This window comes from Vibrio sp. Y10_XG_PY6 (genome assembly GCF_024181795.1).
Taxonomy (GTDB): domain Bacteria; phylum Pseudomonadota; class Gammaproteobacteria; order Enterobacterales; family Vibrionaceae; genus Vibrio; species Vibrio diabolicus.
In genome coordinates, this window is sequence record NZ_JAMZAQ010000001.1 from 1,267,362 (window position 1) to 1,285,818 (window position 18,457).

Annotated in this window: 16 protein-coding genes and 1 tRNA gene; 6 read left to right on the forward strand and 11 right to left on the reverse strand. The window is 43.5% G+C overall.

Annotated features, from left to right (window positions below):
- Nucleotides 1–320: 320 nt before the first annotated feature.
- The 6 genes from NL644_RS05535 to rbsD all read right to left on the reverse strand — a co-directional run bounded on the left by NL644_RS05535 (nt 321) and on the right by rbsD (nt 6,404).
- Complete coding sequence (locus NL644_RS05535) at nt 321–1,343, reverse strand: substrate-binding domain-containing protein (RefSeq protein ID WP_005397164.1); 1,023 nt, start codon at nt 1,341–1,343, stop codon at nt 321–323.
- Between the two features lie 33 nt (nt 1,344–1,376).
- The gene (gene rbsK, locus NL644_RS05540; RefSeq protein ID WP_253658133.1) at nt 1,377–2,294 is read right to left on the reverse strand and encodes a ribokinase; all 918 of its coding nucleotides are present in this window, start codon (nt 2,292–2,294) and stop codon (nt 1,377–1,379) included.
- A 225-nt stretch (nt 2,295–2,519) separates the two neighbouring features.
- Nucleotides 2,520–3,398: a ribose ABC transporter substrate-binding protein RbsB gene (rbsB, locus tag NL644_RS05545; protein ID WP_253658134.1), complete on the reverse strand. Its 879-nt coding sequence runs from the start codon at nt 3,396–3,398 to the stop codon at nt 2,520–2,522.
- Between the two features lie 77 nt (nt 3,399–3,475).
- A complete protein-coding gene (rbsC, locus tag NL644_RS05550) occupies nt 3,476–4,459 on the reverse strand; it encodes a ribose ABC transporter permease (protein ID WP_006741011.1) in 984 nt (327 codons plus the stop codon).
- The gene (gene rbsA / locus NL644_RS05555) at nt 4,456–5,961 is read right to left on the reverse strand and encodes a ribose ABC transporter ATP-binding protein RbsA (RefSeq protein WP_253658135.1); all 1,506 of its coding nucleotides are present in this window, start codon (nt 5,959–5,961) and stop codon (nt 4,456–4,458) included. Before rbsA ends, rbsC begins: the two co-directional genes overlap by 4 nt.
- Before the next feature lie 23 nt (nt 5,962–5,984).
- Nucleotides 5,985–6,404: a D-ribose pyranase gene (gene rbsD / locus NL644_RS05560; RefSeq protein WP_005397153.1), complete on the reverse strand. Its 420-nt coding sequence runs from the start codon at nt 6,402–6,404 to the stop codon at nt 5,985–5,987.
- Nucleotides 6,405–6,876: 472 nt separating this feature from the next.
- On the opposite strand from rbsD, the gene NL644_RS05565 reads away from it, so the two are divergent.
- The 4 genes from NL644_RS05565 (at nt 6,877) to NL644_RS05580 (ending at nt 11,925) form a co-directional block, all read left to right on the forward strand.
- Nucleotides 6,877–9,243: an EAL domain-containing protein gene (locus tag NL644_RS05565; RefSeq protein ID WP_085344715.1), complete on the forward strand. Its 2,367-nt coding sequence runs from the start codon at nt 6,877–6,879 to the stop codon at nt 9,241–9,243.
- Between the two features lie 841 nt (nt 9,244–10,084).
- Nucleotides 10,085–10,726: a murein L,D-transpeptidase catalytic domain family protein gene (locus NL644_RS05570; RefSeq protein ID WP_006741014.1), complete on the forward strand. Its 642-nt coding sequence runs from the start codon at nt 10,085–10,087 to the stop codon at nt 10,724–10,726.
- A gap of 330 nt (nt 10,727–11,056) precedes the next feature.
- Complete coding sequence (locus tag NL644_RS05575) at nt 11,057–11,515, forward strand: hypothetical protein (RefSeq protein WP_164665869.1); 459 nt, start codon at nt 11,057–11,059, stop codon at nt 11,513–11,515.
- An 86-nt stretch (nt 11,516–11,601) separates the two neighbouring features.
- Entirely contained in the window at nt 11,602–11,925 is a 324-nt protein-coding gene (locus tag NL644_RS05580) for a hypothetical protein (RefSeq protein ID WP_046875977.1), read from the forward strand.
- 125 nt (nt 11,926–12,050) lie between these two features.
- On the opposite strand, the gene NL644_RS05585 is transcribed toward NL644_RS05580, so the two are convergent.
- Together NL644_RS05585 and NL644_RS05590 are read right to left on the reverse strand one after the other, a co-directional pair.
- Nucleotides 12,051–12,731, reverse strand: coding sequence for a DedA family protein (locus NL644_RS05585; protein WP_164665540.1), 681 nt, complete (start codon nt 12,729–12,731; stop codon nt 12,051–12,053).
- Between the two features lie 575 nt (nt 12,732–13,306).
- The gene (locus NL644_RS05590) at nt 13,307–13,825 is read right to left on the reverse strand and encodes a DUF4136 domain-containing protein (protein WP_005397138.1); all 519 of its coding nucleotides are present in this window, start codon (nt 13,823–13,825) and stop codon (nt 13,307–13,309) included.
- A 371-nt stretch (nt 13,826–14,196) separates the two neighbouring features.
- On the opposite strand from NL644_RS05590, the gene NL644_RS05595 reads away from it, so the two are divergent.
- Nucleotides 14,197–14,271: transfer RNA gene (locus NL644_RS05595), tRNA-Gly, on the forward strand.
- 17 nt (nt 14,272–14,288) lie between these two features.
- Here the strand turns inward: NL644_RS05595 and NL644_RS05600 are convergent.
- Nucleotides 14,289–15,146 (reverse strand): sterol desaturase family protein, encoded by an 858-nt coding sequence (locus tag NL644_RS05600; RefSeq protein WP_085344412.1) that lies wholly within the window; start codon nt 15,144–15,146, stop codon nt 14,289–14,291.
- A 7-nt stretch (nt 15,147–15,153) separates the two neighbouring features.
- On the reverse strand, nt 15,154–16,164 hold the full coding sequence (locus tag NL644_RS05605; RefSeq protein WP_253658136.1) for a DUF2804 domain-containing protein: 1,011 nt from the start codon (nt 16,162–16,164) through the stop codon (nt 15,154–15,156).
- A 302-nt stretch (nt 16,165–16,466) separates the two neighbouring features.
- On the opposite strand from NL644_RS05605, the gene gdhA reads away from it, so the two are divergent.
- A complete protein-coding gene (gdhA, locus tag NL644_RS05610; RefSeq protein ID WP_039437518.1) occupies nt 16,467–17,819 on the forward strand; it encodes an NADP-specific glutamate dehydrogenase in 1,353 nt (450 codons plus the stop codon).
- A gap of 75 nt (nt 17,820–17,894) precedes the next feature.
- Here the strand turns inward: gdhA and NL644_RS05615 are convergent, their stop codons facing one another.
- The gene (locus NL644_RS05615; RefSeq protein WP_005392541.1) at nt 17,895–18,362 is read right to left on the reverse strand and encodes an OsmC family protein; all 468 of its coding nucleotides are present in this window, start codon (nt 18,360–18,362) and stop codon (nt 17,895–17,897) included.
- Nucleotides 18,363–18,457 lie beyond the last annotated feature (95 nt).

Here is an 18,457-nt window from a genome sequence, read left to right on the forward strand (position 1 = left end):
CCTAAATAGCGCTTTTTGAATGCGGAAGCTGATGCAAATAAAGCTGACGCCAGAAGTGTAATAACAAACCCAATGGCGTACTCGAATGCTTCATTCACCAAGAGCTGATAACAGCTCACAAAAAAAATCAGTATGACCGCAATAACATTAACTCGGTGAAACCAAGGATGCTTTACGGAGAACTTAGCGTAACCTTTTGATAACATTTAACTAATCCGCCAGACAACAATTAATATTTTTATTTATAATCAATGGTGATAGTAAGGCTTTATAGTATAAAGAGAAACGACTTTTTTGATTTTTTAGCTCAACATCACAGGTCATCTAGTGCTGCTTGACTTTAATATCTTGACACTTTTTCGTTCAACTAAGGTAGGTTCTAATTGCACGACTTGCGCTTCTGTTGATTTATCATCCAATTTTCGGACAAGCGTTTCCACGGCAGCTTGCCCAAGACGGTATTTAGGCTGGTGAATTGTGGTGAGTGATGGCGACATGAACTTCGCGATATGTATGTCATCGTAACCGATGATTGAAATCTGTTCCGGGACTTTAATATTGAGCTCATTTGCGGCGTTAATCACCCCCATCGCCATCATATCATTGGAAACGAAAATCGAGCTGGGTAAGGTGCCTCGCTGCGCCATTTTCATAAATGCTTGGTATCCGCCTTCACATTCGAAGTCCGATTCAATGATCCAGTTGGCATTAAATTCCAAGCCAGCTTCGTTCATCGCACGTTTGTAACCTTCGTATCGCATTTGTGCTTGGTGTTTAATCAAAGGGCCGGTGATACATCCTATTTCTGTGTGGCCGCAATCAATCAGGTATTTCGCCGCTAGGTAACCGCCACGAAGCGAGTTATCTTGAATTTTGTCGCTCGTAAACAGCATCGGCCCCCAATCCATCACCACGACAGGGATATCAGGATAACGCTCAAATACATCGATACGCTCCCCTTCTAGCGAGGAGCACATCAAGATCAAACCATCGACACGCTTTTGCAAAAGCGTATTAATGGATTGGCGCATGCGTTCATTATCACCTTCTGTGTTACATAGAATGAGACTATAGCCTTTGTGATAGCAACTGCGTTCGACGCCTTTTACTACTTCGCCAAAGAATGGGTTGGTTGAAGTTGTCACTAGCATACCAATGGTTTTGGTACGATTGACTTTGAGGCTACGCGCCAAAGCAGATGGCGCATAGTAGTTGAGCTCTTTTGCGGCATTATTGACGCGTTCGGAGATCTCTTCACTCACAAAACGCGTCTTGTTAATAACATGGCTCACTGTTGAAGTGGAAACCCCTGCCAGTTTTGCGATGTCTTTCATCGTCGCCATGTTATTACTCCTAATTAATGAGGCGTTTAAGCCCTATTGTGCTGCGAGAAACGCGTCCACCTCTTCGCGAGTTGGGATCGACGTCTGAGCGCCAAAGCGGGTCACAGAAATTGCAGCCGCCGCATGTGCAAACTTAATTGCTGATTCTAAAGGTAAATCCTCTAACAGGCCAGTGACGAATGCCCCATTAAACGTATCTCCTGCCGCGGTGGTATCGGTCGCTTCGACACGGAAACCGGGGATAATTTCACCTCGACCATTTTGGCTCAACCAAACGCCTTTTGCACCGAGAGTGATCATGACAATTTCGATACCTTTGCTATGAAGCACATTCGCCGCTTCTTGCGCGCTGTCATTATCCGTTACCGTTACCCCCGTCAACACTTCAGCTTCGGTTTCATTTGGTGTGATGACATCAATACAAGCAAGCAGTTCGTCTGACAGTTCACGAGCAGGGGCAGGGTTTAAAATGACGTTAGTTTTTGCATCTTTCGCCACTCGCGCGGCTTTCTCAATGCCGCACATCGGCGTTTCCAATTGCATCAGCAGGTAATCCGCTTGGCGAATGCGATCTAAATCTGGCTCAATCGCTTCTGCTGTCAATTTGGCATTCGCTTCTGCTGAAATACAAATGCTGTTTTCACCACTATCCGACACTTGAATCATCGCAATGCCAGTTGGGCAGTTTGGTTGCATCTTCACACCTGTGATTTCGATGCCGTCCATATTGAAGTTTTCACGAATATTGATGCCGAACGAGTCATCGCCTACACAAGCAATAAAGCCAATATCAGCCTTGAGTCGAGCTGCAGCAACAGCTTGGTTGGCACCTTTGCCACCTGGGATAACTTGATAGTTGCGACCATGTAGCGTTTCGCCAGGGCGAGGGAAAGAAGGCACTTGAAGAACATGGTCAGCGTTTACACTACCTAACACCACTAACTTATTCATACGGTTATCCTCGGTTCTGAATGAACCCTTTTTTTGAAAAACTATTTTGGAAAATACATTAGATGACTTTAACTTCTCTTCCTAACGAAGGAGTCACGATAAAAAGTCAAAGGCATCTATACCCTGCATTTTTAAGTCTCTTGGGTATGTTTGCCCTCTCCTCCTCAACGACAGATATAAACGGAGGAGAGAGCAAAAATTAGGACGCTTTATTGAACGTCAAACTTATTTAGTCACTACTTTTAGTGGCACCGGAATGTATTCTTCTACTTTTTCACCTTTCAAGACTTTGTCAGCCGTTTCAACACCTAAAGCACCAATAAGATCTGGTTGCTGTGCGATGGTTGCTGCTAGCTTGCCACGGTTAACTGCGGCAATGCCGTCTTCCGTGCCATCAAAACCAACGATAAGGACGTCTTTGCCAGAAGCTTGAACGGCGCGAAGTGCACCTAGCGCCATTTCATCATTCTGTGCGAACACCGCTTGTACATCAGGGTTAGCCGCGAGTAGGTTTTCCATCACGTTTAGGCCTTTAGTACGGTCAAAGTCTGCTGGCTGGCTGGCAAGAAGATCCATATCGCTGCCCTTCACGGCATTCATGAAACCTTCACCACGCTCGCGCGCCGCCGATGTGCCCGCAATACCTTCAAGCTGAATTACTTTTGCTTTTTCGCCAACTTTTTCCATGATGTAGTGGCCTGCCATTTCACCACCGATCACGTTGTCGGACGCGATGTGGCTCACGACTTCACCACGGCTTGCGCCACGGTCTAGTGTCAATACAGGGATCTTAGAACGGTTCGCCATACGAATCGCATTAGACACAGCATCAGAATCCGTTGGGTTGATAAGAATTGCTTTTACACCGCGAATACTTAAATCCTCGATGTTCGACAGCTCTTTGCTCGGGTCATTTTGCGAGTCCAGTACAATTAAGTCGTACCCCAATTCTTTCGCTTTAGCTTCCGCACCGTCTTTCATCGTTACGAAGAACGGGTTGTTTAGCGTCGAAACCACAATCGCCATCGTATCTTGGGCTTGTGCCGCTACTGATACAGTGGAAGAAAGAAGTGCAGCAGAGATAAGAGTTGCAAGTTTTTTCATCGTTCTAGTCCTTTGTGTAGGGTGAGCCAGCACACGCCCACTGGCTCGGTTTGTATTCAGGATTTAATGGTTATGGATTATTTGTTTTTGTTGTCTACCAGTACTGCGAGCAAGATAACCACTGCTTTGGCAATCATTTGGTAGTAAGAGGAAACGTCTAGTAGGTTAAGAGCGTTGTTTAAGAAACCGATGATCAGCGCACCAATTAGCGTACCCATGATGCGGCCTTTACCGCCCATCAAGCTGGTACCCCCAAGTACAACCGCAGCAATCGCATCTAACTCGTAACCCATACCCGCTGTTGGCTGCGCCGAAGACAGACGAGAAGTCACGATGATGCCTGCAAGCGCTGCCAGCATACCGCAGATGGCGTACACACCAATCTTCACTCGGTCTACATTGATACCAGATAGACGAGTCGCTGATTCGTTGCCACCTAGTGCATAAACGTAGCGACCAAAGCGAGTGTGGTTAAGTAGGTACCAAGCCGCAGCGAATACAACTACCATCAACCAAACAGGTACTGGAATACCTAGCGCGTAGCCGGTACCAAACCATGCAAACGCATCAGCTGTGTCAGTAAAACCTGTCGAGATTGGACGACCTTCGGTGTACACCATAGTCACACCGCGTAGTAACGTCATGGTAACCAGCGTAGCGATAAAGGCCTGTACTTTGCCCTTCGCAATGATGATGCCGCTAATTGCACCTAACGCCGCACCTGCGACTAAAGCAGTCGGAACCGCCACCAGCACCGGGACTTCAAGCGCAATCATGCTTGCCGCAAAGGCACCACATAGCGCCAGTACGGAACCAACACTCAAGTCGATGCCTGCGGTTAAAATAACCAGTGTCATACCTACCGCGATAATGGCATTCACGGAGGTTTGACGAAGAATGTTGAGAATGTTGTCGACCGTAAAGAAGTTCGGGTTCAAAAATGACACAACAACAATCAAAAAAATCAGTGCTATCAGTGATTTTTGCTCAATCAACCACTCTTTTGTGAACAACTTCTTGTTGCTAGCTTCGGTTGGTTTGCTCATGGTATTAGTACTCATGCTGCTTCCTCATTGATCTTTTTGCCTACGGCACAGGCGAGTAATTTTTCTTGATCGGCGTCTTTCGCATCGAATTCGCCAGTAATACGACCTTCATGCATAACCAGAATGCGGTCACTCATACCGAGCACTTCTGGCATCTCGGAAGACACCAAGATGATGCTCATGCCTTCGGCTTTGAACTTGTTGATGAGTTGATAAATTTCTTTTTTCGCACCGACATCGACGCCACGTGTTGGCTCATCGAGAATCAGAACTTTAGGTTTGGTCATTAACCCTTTCGCGATCGCCACTTTTTGCTGGTTACCGCCGGATAAGTTACCAATGATTTGGTCGCGCGTAGGGGTTTTGATATTAAATAGCTTGATAAAATCTTCCACGGCAATCACTTCGTCGCTATGTTGGATTTGGAAGCCTTTAGTCAACTGATTGAGTGAACAAAGTGACATATTCTCCTTAACCGAGAGACCTAACACCAAGCCATCGCCTTTGCGGTCTTCAGAGATATAAGCGATGCCATTTGCTAAGCCATCTTGTGGGCTAACCGGGTTAATGGTTTTGTTATCGAGGTTGATAACACCATGTTCAATTGGCAACGCGCCATAAATTACTTTCATCAGTTCGGTGCGGCCTGCCCCCATCAAACCAGAAATACCCAAAATTTCACCGCGTTTCAGCGTGAAGCTCACATCGTGAACGCCAGAGCCAGTCAGGCCAATCACTTCAAGGCAAGTTTCGCCATGTCGCACATCAATACGTGGGTATTGCTCTTCTAACTTACGACCAACCATCATTTCGATCAGGCCGTCTTCATCAGTGTCGGACACCTTGCACTCACCGATAAATTTACCGTCACGAAGCACCGTAATATCGTCACAGATTTCAAAGATTTCTTTAAGACGGTGTGAGATATAAACAATGCCGCAGCCCTGCTCTCGAAGCTCGTTGATCACTTTAAATAGTGACTCCGTCTCGGTATCAGTCAGCGCGTCAGTTGGCTCATCCATAATGATGACTTTCGATTCAAACGAAAGCGCTTTCGCGATCTCCACCATCTGCTGTTCACCTAGGCTCAAATCACCAAGCAACGTTTTCGATGAGTGCTTTACGTTAAGGCGTTGAAGCAACTTGTCTGCTTCTTCATACATCTTGCCCCACTGAATACGCCCCATCGTGCCGGTAAATTCACGACCTAGATAGATGTTTTCAGCAATCGTTAATTCAGGGATCAAGTTCAATTCTTGGTGAATGATGCTGATGCCCGCTTCCTGAGAGTCACGCGGCCCTTTAAACGCGGCAGGTTGGCCTTGATATTGGATGCTACCCGCATCCATGTGATAGATGCCAGTCAGCACCTTCATCAATGTTGACTTGCCTGCTCCATTTTCTCCCATGAGCGCCATGACACGGCCTGGGTAAACATTCAGGCTCGCTTTGTCCAGTGCTTTTACGCCCGGGAACGCTTTCTCAATGTCGCTCAGTTGTAGAATGGCTTGAGTCATAATCTGTCCTCAATATCTCTGGCTTAAAAAACCACGCCCGCTTGAAAGATAACGTTCGCGTATGGCGAGCATTCGCCAGTTCGAACGACAGCGCGGCTTTGTGCCGTGCGTGCTTTAAATGCTTCATGTGACACGTAGCTGATCTCGATAGATTTACCCGTTTCTTCGCTCTCTTTGCTCAGTTCGTTAAGCAATGCTTGATGCAAAACAGGGCTTACATCAGAAAACTCTTCCGCAATGATGACCCCTTCGATTTGCGACTCAGATAGAATCACGCGAACAGTATCAAGAAAACTTGGTACGCCATGCGTTAGCGCCAAATCAATTCGCTGTACATGCTCAGGGATTGGCAGGCCAGCGTCACATATCGTGATCTCATCGGTGTGGCCTAGCGTCGCCACCAAGTAAGAAATATCTGAGTTAATTAGGGTACTTTTTTTCATCTCATCGACCTTTCGGTTACACGTTCATACAACCATGAGCGCCTGTTTTAAAGTGTTTTCGTTATTAACAGAAAACTCATCGAAACGTTTCGATGAAATAATAATTCGTTGTGGTAATTTGACCAGAGTGAGATCGATAAGGTGTGAGAATGATCCGTAATTAGCGGGTCATCGAATAGTAAAAAGGTACATGAGTCACACTTTACCATCGAAACGTTTCGATGACAGGCTTTATCTACACTTGAAGTGAGGTTTTTAAAGACAGTTGAAAAAGAGATACGTCCCATTACTGAGAAACACTCTAGTTAATGAGATGGAAACCTTACACATCATCACAGTTCTTGGATGGTTGTCTGATTTTGGAGAACGCTCACCTTACAATCTGGTTACAATTTGCAAAACACATCATCCGTTCAGTACCTTATATGGTATGCGACGTTTGTAGGGACACAAACGGAAACTAAAAGCCATAATGAAGTTAAGCAATCGAGTCATCTTGCTTGTCGCGCCAGTGATCTTATTAAGCGCGCTGGTATCAAGTTATATTATTTACAGCATTCAAAAAGTAACGCTCATCAAGCGAGAAGACAGCTATATCCAATTGCAAATGGAAAAGCTCGCTGGGCAGTTCCGACAAGCCAACATATTCCTCAATAGTTATGCATACACATTAAGCAAAAGTGATGTATTGCAAGACTACTTGGTGAATCATAGCAATCCGTATCGTGAGCGCGTGTTATTTAACCGACTCGATGAAACCGCAGATGTGTTAAGCCATGGCTATACAGGCGATGCAAGCATGGCGATTCTCGACGGGAAACAAAACCTTCTTTATTACACAGAAAATAAATACTACGAATCTTCAGGTGTAGTCGACCCTAAGGTATTGGATTACATCTCGCGAAGCTTTAGTACGAGAGAAGCGTTTAACCATACTGGCTTTATTTACAATTCCAGCGGGCAAAGTATTCTTCTGCAATACGAACTCATCGACAAACGAACAGGGACACAACCTCTAAGTTTTGATCCGCAAAATGTCTTTTTCGTGGTGGTATCGGTATCGCTCGAAGCCTTCAATGAAATCAAGCACGAAATCGAGTTCGACACGCATAGCGTGATAACTTTTGCCGACAAGCCTATTTATCTCGATATTCCTCTCGCTCAGACGATTGAACTATTGCCACACTTTTATGCGGTACTCTCCCCCGCTGAATATTTGATGTGGAATAAAGTCGATAAAGTGTGGCTAGAACTGGCCCTTTCCTTTGGTGTGGCGGCGTTTTGCACCATCACCTTAATTGTTTTGGTTTTGTATCGTTATGTATTACACCCCGTTTCTCGCCTCGATAAACAGCTACAAGAGCTGGAAACAAATCAACGCGGCAACATTGAAAAGCTAGAAACAAACGATGAAATAGGACGCTTATCCTCACGCTTTTTTGATATGTATGAAGAGCTCAACGTCATATATAAGAAGACAAAACGCCTGGCTGAAACGGATCACCTAACGCAACTCGCTAATCGCCATCGTTTCCATGAACTTGCAACTCGTGAACTCGTCTCCCCTTCGCAGCATTTGTGGGTCATTTATGTCGATCTCGATAACTTTAAGTACGTTAATGACAAATACGGGCATGAACTGGGAGACAACTTATTAAAGGTGTTTTCATCACACATCAAAAATGTCTGTCAAAAATTCTCGCACGACTACGATAGTCCCTGTTTTGCAGCAAGATTGTCTGGTGACGAATTTGCTATTTTATTGAGCTCAAATCAGGATGCACAACGCCTACCCGACTTGCTGGCCTCAGAGTTGCTAAAACCGATTAGCAATCTCAGTCCATCTTGGAGCAATTCATTCCCCGTGACTGCGAGCGTAGGTATCGCTCAGTACCCTCAAGACGGTACAGACGTCGCGAAATTACTCTCCAGTGCCGATGCGGCAATGTATCAAGCCAAACGAGCCGGGAAAAACCAGTACGCTTATTACTCAGCAGCTCTCAATGTTGAGTCTCAAAGACGCAGTCAGCTTGAGCGAGCGCTCAGAAAAAGCAACGTGGAAGAAGAGTTCCATCTCGTTTTTCAACCCTATATGAATAATCGGGACAACGAGATTGAAGGACTAGAGGTATTATTGCGCTGGGAAGCGGAAGGCATTGGTCCCGTGCCTCCGAAAGAGTTTATCCCAATCGCGGAACAGGCGGGCTTATTTGATAAAATTGATCGCTGGGTTTTCGCCAACGCTACAGCGGAATATCACCAATTAAGAAATATTTTTGGCAAAGACATTGTCCTTTCGATCAACCTCTCTTCAGCAGAGCTTAACTCCATCGAAATGGCGAATTATATTCATGACCAAGCAAGCAAAAACGGTGTGAAACCAGAATGTATTGAATTAGAAATAACAGAAACCTTTGCCGCAGAACAACAAGGTACAGCATTACTTGATGAGCTGTCGAAGCGTGGCTATCGTCTCGCCATTGATGACTTTGGCTCTGGCTATACATCGCTGACTCAACTTGTTCAATATCCAGTTCAAAAGATCAAGTTTGACCGAGAGTTCCTCGTTACATTGATGAAAACCAACAACGGTCATGTGATCAAACCCATCATCGATCTATGCCACGCTCAAAATAAAACGGTCACCGCAGAAGGTATTGAGCACAATGTTATGCATGAATGGTTATCGGCCTACCGCTGTGACTATATGCAAGGCTATTTATTTGGTAAGCCAATGAGTAAGGAACAACTGAATTTGTGGTGGCAATCCGCAAATGACGATAGCCGCTTCGATGGTTCCATAGTTGGTTCAATTACTGTTCAAGGGACATCTTATTAAAGATTAAGTACAGAAGCCATGTATGTGGCTGCTGTACTTATATAATATAGAAACAAGACCTTACCCCTAGTTTCAATAATATAAGCAACCACATAAGTTCGTACGTTAATTTTTGGCATTATTTTTCGATGAAAGCTCTCAGTTATTTAAATATTTAATCAAAACGATAGAATTAATTTCTGGTAAGTTTAGTTCAGACTTTTATGTATTTAATTGAAAACATGAGGAAATAAGTAAAAGCTGACAAAACTTACTTTTGTACTGCTGATCACCGGCTTAGATGATTAGTGTAGAAGCTCATTTGTCGGCTCCACTTAGACTTAGCTTTATCACTTGTGAACAGGAAATGCCCTTCTTCTCGGTATTTCTCTACCTTTCTTATCCATCTTGTTGTTTACCCACTCACTTAAAATGCACTAACACACATAACGAGTTGACGTTACGATTTGTTACGAGTCAAATCACAAATCTAAACGCAGGCTGAATAGACGCACAAAAGACAAACACATTGAAATAAAAAGAGTTTCTAATCTAGAAAAAATAAAACGTCGTTTTTATAAATTCGCCATCTCACAAATATCCTTAAACACAGTTTTATTAATTACGCATATCAGATATTATTTATGCCGAAGTTTATCGAAACAATCGATTAACTTCATAATTTATTTTAGTTTCAAACAGTTAGTTTTTAACTTGAAAACTTATCGTTAACCCAATATTAAGTACCTAAGCGTACAATAAGAAACATTGGGAATAGAATTATATTGATGTGCATGTTGTTTTAACGAATGCATGAAGCAATCGGTAAATTTGTAACACCATAGAGTTTTATTTAGCCAAGATGAAAAAGTTAATTTTATTATTTATATGGACATTTCTGTCTGCCTCTCCTTTTGCCTTTGCAAAACAAGCAGATAACGAAGTCAAAAGTCACATACCACAGAATCAAATTGAACAAGTGTTCAAACAAGCAAAGTTAGATGGCGTAGTAGACTTTAAATTGTTTCGTGACGCTTATATCGCGTACCAAAAAACACCCGATAGAAAGAAATCAGTACTAACCATCATCGACTATAGTAAACCATCGACTGAAAAACGCTTTTATGTGGTTGATTTAGATAAAAAGAAGCTTATCTACAATACTTATGTTTCTCACGGTGTGAACAGTGGAAAGAAAACAGCGACGCAGTTTTCAAATGTGGTGAACTCGCGTAAAACATCGCTGGGTACGTTTTTGACTGACACTACCTACTACGGCTCAAATGGCTATTCACTTCGATTAGATGGTCTAAGCTCAGGGTTGAACGATAAAGCTCGCGAGCGTTATATCGTTGTGCACGGTGCCGACTATGCTAACCCTTCTTTTATCAAGAAGAATGGTTACCTTGGGCGCAGTTGGGGTTGCCCTGCACTGCCAAAGAAGTTGTCTCGTGAGATCATTGACACCATAAAAGGCGGCAGTGTTATTTACGCAAGCGCATAACACGGTGCAAATTATGTGGGGAAGAATGCTCTATTTCTTCCCCAACAAATAATCGGATTGACTCAAGCTTCCTTGTCTCATGACTCTCTTTACCTGTTTCTCCAGTTTTCGCTTGCTTCAACGCTAAAATTATTTAGGTATTAGCTTATACCCAAATAACATCAGAAAACTCTGTTCATCCCTCTTCCATCTCGTTAGTATACGCTGAGTTGGTCAGACACCGATTTTCATTGTTATCATAGTGTCACTAAGATTCCGTAGTCATAGTGATAGTCTATGACGTTATATGTTTAGGGTTACTTCTTGCGTTATCTACACCGTATATTATTGATGCTTTCATTGTCCCTATTTTCAGGGTTCATCGCTGCCTCATATGCGCATACGTATCACCACGCTAAACATTACACCTCTGAACGCTTGCTTAAACTCGCGCAACAAGACGACTTTGAACTAGCACACAGCGAATTCCATACATTTGCCTCTCCAAGTTCTTGGGGCTCAGAAGGTTATTATCTGCACATAAAGCGCGAGTTGTTAGCGCTGGTTTCCTGCCGCCGAACATCCGCCACTGATGGTGTTTTATCATCTGATTTTACTCCTGATTACTTTTTACTTGTTGCTTTCGCTTCCCCACCACTATTGGAATTGGCAAAACAAGCATCTCGCTTACCTCTTGATGGTTACGGCGGGCTGATGAGTAAACGCTCTCTCTATCGACTTTCAGGAAGAAAAGAAGCCAATTTAATGTACGTCTTTACTCATGGTCGCAACGCCTTCCCTGTTGTTTAACTTTTTATGACATACAGAGAACACGGAAATGTAACGATGAGAACCAATACGCTCATTGTTACTAGAACCAATTTGAGGTCCATATAATGACAAAATTCGCTACGACTATCGCACTAGCATTACTATTTGCAACGGGCTCAGCCTTCGCTAACACAGAAGCAAAGCCAGAAGAAATGAGCAATGAGACTCTGCTAGAGTGTGCCAATGTTTCTAATGCACGTATTGCGGTTCCTGAACACAGAGCGATGTTCAGACACTACCTAATGTCTGAAAGAAACTATAGTTTCAGCCAGTTATCTTCTGCTGAGCTTGAATTTAAAGCAGCAGATAAGAATGAATCCGAAGTAGAAACTATCTACAAGTCTCAGTGTAAAGAGGTTGGCGAGTACCTATATAGCATTGGCTATTAAACTCGAAACCCTAACGACACTCAAAAAGAAAGGCGCACACATTGCGCCTTTCTTTTTACTGATAAAAACCAGCCGATTAGATGTCTAATCTGTATACAAGCTTAAAAGTGCAAATCAAAGTAAACTTACTGAGAAAACTCTGACACATCCTTGGATTTACAGAACGCTCGACGTGCTTTAACAAACAAGAAACTAAGCACCCCAATCACAAGAGTAATTATTGGGGCCGCCATTAATAGCATTGTGATCGCTTTGCTCATATTCTCTGGTAGCAAAGGAAGCAATAAACCAAAACCGCATAATATCAGCGTCCATAAAATCGCACTCAACCACGCAAAGTAATGGAATTTACTAATACGTTTCACTCGCAACCCCATCATTAATGGCAATAGGGAACGAACAACCGGAATAAACCGCGCACAAAAAAGCGCGATCAATCCATGTTTACTGAGCAATACGTCGACCTGTTCCAAACGCTTTTGAGGAACCGCGCTTACCCAGCCTTGAACCTTAGGTAAGCGATTTAGCCACTTGCCTTGTAAGTAAGCCGCCCAACTTCCCAATCCCGCACTAACAGCTATCACCAACATGATCATTATTGGATCAAGGACACCAACCGCCGCCAGCGTACCGGATAATACGACGACACTGTCGCATGGGAATGGCGCAGCAGGAATAAAACCACTTTCCAAAAAGATAAGCGCAGCAACAACAAAATAAACCAATCCTGCACCGCCTGGCGCCATTAACGCCGTGAAATCTTGATGCCAAAAGGCACTCAAGACCTGAATTATCGAATCAAACATAAACCGCTCCTAAGCATAACTAACCAAAAATTGTAAAAACATGGAATGTGTTAGCGAGCATGTATAAAGCGGTATATGAGATTCGATTCTTTCCTCGCACCGATTCTGTATTTAGAATGAGTAAAAATACTTTCAACACAACGACCTAAAGCCTCATTGCCGATGCGTTTTAGCAGCCCCATCGAGTGAATTGCCGAACGATGTATCCACCATACTACAGCAAGCGTTTCAAACCATTCGAGTTCTACATCGTCGTTCGAGCTCGTTTCCTTAGAATGGCTAACCCTCAATATATTCCGGCTGTTTAAACTCGGATAGTCTTGTTGTATTGGAGAGACAGGGTGTTCTGAAAAGTGCTTCGACTTAGCGTCAACAGCAATATTCTGGTTATGAAAGGAAAGAAAATTTGGGTATGAGTGCGCCAGACTCATGCTCGGAGCCAACAAGCAGAAAAGTAGTCCGAGTAAAGCAATCAGAGTCGTACGCACAAAGGTAACCAAAACCAAAATAGTAAGTTCTTTTAACTCTGTGCGTAACGATTGGCAATTAGTATTCTTAATCGTTAAGAATACTAATTATTTTTCACCGTAAGGGTAGTTTTCAAACATTTTCGCAATTTCTTCTTCAATCAGAGACTCTCTTTTCTCAGAGCTCATAGACTCAGATAGTTTCCTGCTTGAAACACCTTTCCACACAACCTGATTAGCCTTTGCATCAACAAGTTCTACCACCAGTTTGCCATACTTACGTTCTTTGTATCGTTCCGGGCTTGAAGTGATCACGCCAAAGCTATTCCAACCATAACCGAAACTCACCGAAGACCCAGAAGAGACAAGCTCGGACTCTTCGACGATATCATGATGAACGTAAAGGTCCCCACCACTATTCACTTTAATTAAGCCCTTGTCTTCAAGCTGTTCAGCCAATCCTTGTTCAATACGTCGACCATCAATACTCGTAGGGGCTTCTGCTTGGGCACCGAAATCAAACGTTCTGTAAGCTGAAAAATCGGCTTGCTTATCGACATCCGTCGTTACGGTTGTACAAGCCGATACGAGCATCATCACCGCCCCTAATATCAAACCTTTCCACATGTTAAATCTCCTTTGGTTAAGCTGACTGTTTCAGCGGAATTACGCTAGTGCTATACATACGCTTCAGCAGTAAAAAGTAATCATTTCAATATCTAGTCTTGACCATGAAACCTGACTGTTCAATAAACGCGATTAACCTTTACACTGACAATCTTGAATATCATCAATGCCTAAACGCTAGTAGACAGTGTGTTTGCCCCTAATTAGCAGCCATCGATTTTAGAAGCGGAATCGCTGACCCTCCTGAAAAACAGAGACAATGGACACTTTAACACCAAGACGCTACTTTTTTAGGCACCTGACAAACAATTGATGAGAAAAGACTTTTCTTTTTCGTTCAGTGTGGCATATTAACTGAGTCCTATCGATGCGCGGGCATCGTATAATGGCTATTACCTCAGCCTTCCAAGCTGATGATGCGGGTTCGATTCCCGCTGCCCGCTCCAATCTCTTTTATCTCAATCTACTCAAAAGAATCCGATGGCGGAGCAAATAGACAGCGCCAACGTTGTTTCCACGTTAAATTTGGTCGTGTTACGTCATAAAACATGTCTTTCCATTCTGCAAACGTCACACGAATGGGATTAAAGCTGTTTACCGGTTTAGAAATTCCATACCTAACGGTTTCCACTTCTGGTTCAAACGTTCCAAACATCCGATCCCAGATAATCAACACTCCCGCGTAATTTTTGTCGATGTACTGACGGTTTATACCATGATGAACACGATGATGAGATGGCGTATTAAATACCCACTCTAGCGGTCCAAGCGAGCGAATTGATTGAGTATGAACAAAAAACTGTAAGCCCAGATTAAACAGCACAACGAAGACGACCCACTTGGGATCAAAGCCAATAATCACCAAAGGCAACCAGAAAATCCACATTCCCGCTAACGGATACATCAAGCTTTGACGAAACGCGGTGCTGAAATTCATTCTCTCCGAGCTGTGATGGACCACGTGCGCAGCCCACATCCAACGAATACGGTGGCTAGCTCGATGAAACCAGTAATAGAAAAAGTCTTGCAGAACGACAAGTAGCAAAAACGCTGAAACGCTCATTTCGATATCAAACAATCGCCAATCAAACCACCACAAATATAACTGAGCAATCAGTAAACCCGTGAGTATGTCTGTCGCTTGGTGTAAGCCCGCAAGTACAAAATTACATACAACTTCCGGAATATAATACATCGCGCTTTCAGGTAAACGTCCCCTTCGTTGTCCAAACCAGTACTCTGCAACCATACATAAAAAGAAAACTGGCGCCAAAATCATCAGAAGTAATTCAGGGCGTTCCATCAACTGTGTCCAATCCATTGTGTTTCTACCATTTTGCATAGTGATCTTCAGTAAGACCTATGACTTCTTCTAACTGATGTTTGATACCATTCCCATCAACGATGTAGCCAGAGAAATAGCCGATATATTGACGAAAATTGCTTTTGAGAAACCAAAAGTTCTTCTTTTCTGAACGTCGGTTTAAAGGCGTGAACACTAGGTCAATCCGTTTATCTTCCGACGTGATATGCCATCTTTGTCCTTCATCATTTCGTGAAAATTGAAACTGAACAGACTGTAAAAAATGCCGTTCACCATTAATCCAGAATACATTTTCACAGTAGCCCGTTTCATTGACGCCTGCAGCTAAGTTCAGCCCCAATCGTCTGCCGCTTTCAAAGCAATTAATACTCGCCCACCGCCAGCTTGTCTCCCGTCGCATGTACCCAGCGGAAAAGTCGTAACCAGCAGCCACTTCTGAGAGATCTTGTTCCTTTCCTAATATGAATAAATTGCCATCTACCGTTAACGCATTGTGCTTCTGCGTATAAGTCCAACCCGCATAACCGGTTGGCGTACATAACATTAATGGCAAACTCATACTTTCTGGACGTAAGTAGAGATCAGCATTGACAGACTTTGTCACAAAGTGGACGTGCCAAATACCATTCTGAATAGAAAACTGAATACTTTTGTCAGCAAGATGGGCATGACTAGACCAACTGGAAGGCTGAGTTTGATAATCAATATTAAAAGGCTTTAACCACTGCTGCTCCACTAACTCATTATTTTGAATGTCAAACAGATAGCAAAAACCAGATGCTAAATACCTAATATCCGCAATCGCAACCCCAATCACGTAGTTAGGTGTGACCAAATTAACGAACTGAAACTGCTTATAATCACAGTAACGGCGCCACTTAGACGCTGGCTTATCCATCTCATCAAGGTAGGTAAACTTATCTAACTGTAAAGATGTGGGAATCCCATCAAGATGGCCAAACACTGGTAGACCGTCTTGCTGAATAAACGAGTCCAGAGTCTTAAGCTCATGCATATTTTTATCTTTTTCGAGTCAACACGCTCAAATGTTAACACCGAGTTAACAAAAACAGTTTGCGTGACAGCACAACAATATCGACTAATTTGGCTTCTGCTCGCTATATGTGAAACCGATCACTCAACCATCCAATCATGTCACTCACTTAATCTTCCTCATCAATACGACCAGAAGTTGGAAATTGAGCGTTCTCATCCGCAGGAAAGACCATTATAGCCATTGAGAATTAGTCAAAATCACTATTTAATGGGAATAAATTCATATAAACTGATTGCTTATTCATATCAAGGAAGAGATCTATGTCACACATACACGATACTATTGTTGCGTTGCAACACAGTAGCCCGGCTCAAAAAGAGTTTTACCAAGCCGTAGAAGAAGTATTAACTTCTCTCGCTCCTGTCATAGAAAGCAATAATAAATATAAAGAACAAGCGATTATCCAAAGAATCGTAGAACCAGAACGTCAAATCATGTTTCGAGTTCCTTGGGTCGATGACGCAGGGAATGTGCAAGTAAACAAAGGCTACCGCGTCGAGTTTAACTCCGCGTTAGGTCCATACAAAGGCGGACTGAGGTTCCATCATTCAGTGAACGCGAGCATCATAAAGTTCCTCGGCTTTGAACAGATTTTTAAAAACGCGCTTACTGGCCTTCCAATTGGTGGCGGAAAAGGCGGTTCAAATTTCGATCCTAAAGGAAAATCTGACGGTGAAATCATGCGATTTTGCCAATCATTTATGAACGAGTTATACCGCCACATTGGTCCTGTTACCGATGTTCCTGCTGGCGATATCGGCGTCGGTGCGCGTGAAATTGGTTATATGTTTGGTCAATATAAGCGATTGACGGGCCGCTACGAAGGGGTACTTACAGGCAAGAGCCTTCTTTGGGGGGGCTCACTTGTTAGGAAAGAAGCAACGGGATATGGAACCGTATATTTTGCGGAATGCATGCTCAATGACCGTAATGATTCACTCAAAGGCAAAACTTGCCTCGTTTCTGGCGCAGGTAACGTCGCTATCTATGCAATTGAAAAGCTATACCACATGGGAGCAACCCCAGTAACATGCAGCGATTCTAGAGGCACGATCTATCATGAGCACGGTATTGACCTGCAGCTCCTCAAGCAACTTAAAGAAGTGAAAAGAGCAAGTTTAGAAGAGTATTTAGACACTTACCCTGAAGCAGAGTATACGCCGTTGGGTGACTATCCTAATGAAGGGCATGCTGTATGGCGATATCAAGCTGACGCCGCATTCCCTTGCGCGACCCAAAATGAACTAACGTCAAACGATGCTCTTGCTCTTATCGATAATGGGTGTGTTTTGATTAGTGAAGGCGCAAACATGCCAACCACTCGTGATGCGGCCAATATCATCGTGGATTCCGAAATGGCTTATGGGCCAGCGAAAGCAGCCAATGCAGGCGGCGTTGCAACCAGTCAGCTTGAAATGGCACAAAATGCCAGCATGCAAAACTGGACCTTTGAGCAAGTCGATAGCCAGTTACAGACCATCATGAAAAACATCTTTATTAATGCAAACGAAACCAGTCGAGAGTTTGGTCAACCTGGTAATTTAGTTTTAGGCGCAAACATTGCCGGCTTTAGAAGAGTCGCTGATGCGATGATCGAGCAAGGCATCGTTTAGTTCACAATAGCCAGCAGCCTGACTGCTGGCTTAACACTATTCGGCGATACACTGCGCTTTGACAAAGAGCTTCATTTAATCTGCAATAAGCGTCGTCACTTCAGTTTTAACCGAATTGGCGATAAAACAATTCTCATGAGCCATGTGGTGCATTTTTTCTAATTGAGATCGTGTCGGTTGATTATCACCAGCAAATGTTATCTTAGGGTTTAGTGTTACCTTAGACACCCATTCTTTTCCATTTTCACCTTTTTTCAGCTCCCCTACTGCTTCATCTAGGTAGCGATCCACAACGTAACGTCGTTTCGCCGCAATAGAAAGAAAAACAAGCATGTGACAACTGGAAAGTGCCGCAACAAATGCTTCTTCCGGATCAACGTTTTCTTCTACAGATAATGGCAACGGCACTACGTGTGGAGATGGTGACGCAGGGACTTGCAACCCGCCATCAAACTTCCAAATGTGCGCCCGACTATACTGGTTATCACTGAATACTTCGTCAGCTTCGCGATGCCATTCGATTAAAGCGGAATGCTTACTCATTCTAACTCCCTGATTTTCTCATTGACGAATCAACACATCCATTCACGTCATAGTAAACCATAACGAAACAAGGTAAGGAACGCATGAACTCAGAG

Excerpts from the sequence above, each read along its gene's own strand:
- NL644_RS05535 (WP_005397164.1), bottom strand. The coding sequence starts at position 1,343 with ATGGCGACGATGAAAGACATCGCAAAACTGGCAGGGGTTTCCACTTCA.
- rbsK (WP_253658133.1), bottom strand. The coding sequence starts at position 2,294 with ATGAATAAGTTAGTGGTGTTAGGTAGTGTAAACGCTGACCATGTTCTT.
- rbsB (WP_253658134.1), bottom strand. The coding sequence starts at position 3,398 with ATGAAAAAACTTGCAACTCTTATCTCTGCTGCACTTCTTTCTTCCACT.
- rbsC (WP_006741011.1), bottom strand. The coding sequence starts at position 4,459 with ATGAGTACTAATACCATGAGCAAACCAACCGAAGCTAGCAACAAGAAG.
- rbsA (WP_253658135.1), bottom strand. The coding sequence starts at position 5,961 with ATGACTCAAGCCATTCTACAACTGAGCGACATTGAGAAAGCGTTCCCG.
- rbsD (WP_005397153.1), bottom strand. The coding sequence starts at position 6,404 with ATGAAAAAAAGTACCCTAATTAACTCAGATATTTCTTACTTGGTGGCG.
- NL644_RS05565 (WP_085344715.1), top strand. The coding sequence starts at position 6,877 with ATGAAGTTAAGCAATCGAGTCATCTTGCTTGTCGCGCCAGTGATCTTA.
- NL644_RS05570 (WP_006741014.1), top strand. The coding sequence starts at position 10,085 with ATGAAAAAGTTAATTTTATTATTTATATGGACATTTCTGTCTGCCTCT.
- NL644_RS05575 (WP_164665869.1), top strand. The coding sequence starts at position 11,057 with ATGCTTTCATTGTCCCTATTTTCAGGGTTCATCGCTGCCTCATATGCG.
- NL644_RS05580 (WP_046875977.1), top strand. The coding sequence starts at position 11,602 with ATGACAAAATTCGCTACGACTATCGCACTAGCATTACTATTTGCAACG.
- NL644_RS05585 (WP_164665540.1), bottom strand. The coding sequence starts at position 12,731 with ATGTTTGATTCGATAATTCAGGTCTTGAGTGCCTTTTGGCATCAAGAT.
- NL644_RS05590 (WP_005397138.1), bottom strand. The coding sequence starts at position 13,825 with ATGTGGAAAGGTTTGATATTAGGGGCGGTGATGATGCTCGTATCGGCT.
- NL644_RS05600 (WP_085344412.1), bottom strand. The coding sequence starts at position 15,146 with ATGGATTGGACACAGTTGATGGAACGCCCTGAATTACTTCTGATGATT.
- NL644_RS05605 (WP_253658136.1), bottom strand. The coding sequence starts at position 16,164 with ATGCATGAGCTTAAGACTCTGGACTCGTTTATTCAGCAAGACGGTCTA.
- gdhA (WP_039437518.1), top strand. The coding sequence starts at position 16,467 with ATGTCACACATACACGATACTATTGTTGCGTTGCAACACAGTAGCCCG.
- NL644_RS05615 (WP_005392541.1), bottom strand. The coding sequence starts at position 18,362 with ATGAGTAAGCATTCCGCTTTAATCGAATGGCATCGCGAAGCTGACGAA.